Consider the following 1,914-nt stretch of genomic DNA (forward strand, 5'->3'; position numbering starts at 1 on the left):
CAGCGCCGAACACGCTGGCGGCTGCGAGCGCCGCAATCGCAACAGCAAGCGTGCCGCTGCGATTCTTCAGATCGAGTCTTGTCATTGAGATTTCCCTTTCGGTTGGATGCTGGCGTCTGCCGCCACAGCCAAAATCCGCCCGAGGAGAACCTTTTCTCAACACCGAAGTGTCAGGATTTCGAAGGAAATGAGAGATTGGGGCAGAATTGGACCCCGCCCAGGATTCGATTCGCTCCCAGCCTGGGAATGAGAATTTCCCACCGTGGTCCAATTTGCGACCCACACCGGGGATGTTTGTGCCCCACAGCGGGTGAAAATCCGCCCCAAGGTGGAGAGGAATCCGCCCCACGGGTAAAAATTCGCAAAAAGGATGACCCGGAAACCGCGCGGTTGCAGGATGACAAGTTCAGACATTGGCACATCCAGAGAAAGGAGATCGAATTGAGCAAAAGCACGCATGTAGCCCACGAGATTTCCATCAGCGCACACGCCTTCGAAGATATCGTCAGGGCCATCGCAGCACTCAGCCTCGAGCAGACGCGCTTTGTGACGTTCAAAGACGTCATTCTCCATGCGCTGGAGCGGTACCCAGCCCTCAAAGATGGACATTCCACGGCGCTGGAGACCCTGCTTCCTGTTGACGGACCCGTTCGGATCTACGTCCGTCTCAATTCCACGGACAACGCGGCGGTTGAGCGGCTGAAAGCCGAGCTGAACGCTGCTACCAAGACTCATTGCGGGGTGCGAGAAACACTGATTTTCTGCGCAATGTTGGTAGCGGAAGGCGAATTTTCCGCTTGCAAAATGCAAATCGGCAAAGTCAAACTATGAAACTGCATGGAGTGGAATACATGGGATCGTGGAGGCACGCATGTGCGAAGGGACGGAAGATGGAGTCGCCAGCAGAGCTCACAGCGTAAACCAACTGTATGCAGCGCTCATCAAGGAACAGATGAGGCTGCAGAACACAAGCTTGCGCAAATTGACCGATGAAGGCGTGATCAAAGAAAGTCGGCGGAAGAAGTTCTTCGACAAGGTCGAAGATGGAAATCTGACGATCGACGAATTCCAACGCGTCCTGCTCCATCTGAAAATCGACCCTATCCGCGCAGGCCTCGTTCTGCTGTGCTATGAAAGCGCGAGCTCCTACGAAGACCCATGCTGCGAAACGACGGCATTGGTTGCCGTCGCACTGGCGGCCCGGCTACCAAGCGAACTCGCAGCCTGCGAAGGGCAGTTCGAGACCATCCGTCAAAGCCTGTGTGACACGATCGCCCGTAAGACATCGTCGGCCATCGCCAAACACCACATGTCGCTTGAAAGCCGGCATAACGGCGGCGGTTTTGAACATGCGTATGCTTGAGCCTTGTCCGGCGAAACGAGCCCGCGCTGCATGACGAACCGCGTGACTGGTCACGGGCAGACGTCACGTGCCTCACTGCGAAGCGCAAACATGGCGCAGCACCGGAAAGCGGAGCAAAGACGAAAACGCCGTCAGGATGGTTTGCGCCCCCTCGAAATCTGGCTGCCAGCATCCATGATCGAGATGATTGACGAGCTAAAAAGGGATGATCTGTCGTCCCGAGAGGCGATCATCACGGCGATCGTGGCGAAAACGCTGAGCGTCAGGCCACCTGAAACATCTGAAGGACAACCGATGATACTCTGAAATTGAAAGGGGGCCCCGCGCCAACGGGACCCCCTTTAACGCATCCTGTTGCCAGAGCGCCAAGTTCACCTCGCTTTCTAGCAACAGACCGAATGGCAAACAAGCGCTTCTGCGCGCGGTGAAACGCGCCCGAACGCTGCCAGGGATCGCCGCACCAGCTGGTGCATGTGAAAGGGAGGTCAGCGACGCAGACATGAAAAACCCGGGCAGCGCCCGGGCCTTTCGAAGGAAGCTGTAATTTGCCG

General features: G+C 56.6%; 4 protein-coding genes. All 4 read left to right on the top strand.

The features are described from left to right. Positions 1-191, top strand: a 191-nt coding sequence (locus tag OPU69_RS19860) for a hypothetical protein (RefSeq protein WP_498513291.1), incomplete at its 5' end; no start/stop codon positions are given. 250 nt (positions 192-441) lie between these two features. Next, positions 442-831 carry a hypothetical protein gene (locus OPU69_RS19865; RefSeq protein WP_482758355.1) on the top strand — a complete coding sequence of 130 codons (390 nt, stop codon included), beginning with the start codon at positions 442-444 and terminating at the stop codon, positions 829-831. Between the two features lie 40 nt (positions 832-871). Beyond that, positions 872-1,363, top strand: a complete 492-nt coding sequence (locus tag OPU69_RS19870) for a hypothetical protein (RefSeq protein ID WP_066110830.1) — start codon at positions 872-874, stop codon at positions 1,361-1,363. Positions 1,364-1,393: 30 nt separating this feature from the next. Continuing rightward, positions 1,394-1,669, top strand: coding sequence for a hypothetical protein (locus OPU69_RS19875; RefSeq protein ID WP_482758353.1), 276 nt, complete (start codon positions 1,394-1,396; stop codon positions 1,667-1,669). Positions 1,670-1,914 lie beyond the last annotated feature (245 nt).

This window comes from Blastomonas sp. 34TW (assembly GCF_059803595.1).

Coding starts and splice junctions, on each gene's coding strand:
- OPU69_RS19870 (WP_066110830.1), top strand. CDS start 872: ATGTGCGAAGGGACGGAAGATGGAGTCGCCAGCAGAGCTCACAGCGTA.
- OPU69_RS19875 (WP_482758353.1), top strand. CDS start 1,394: ATGACGAACCGCGTGACTGGTCACGGGCAGACGTCACGTGCCTCACTG.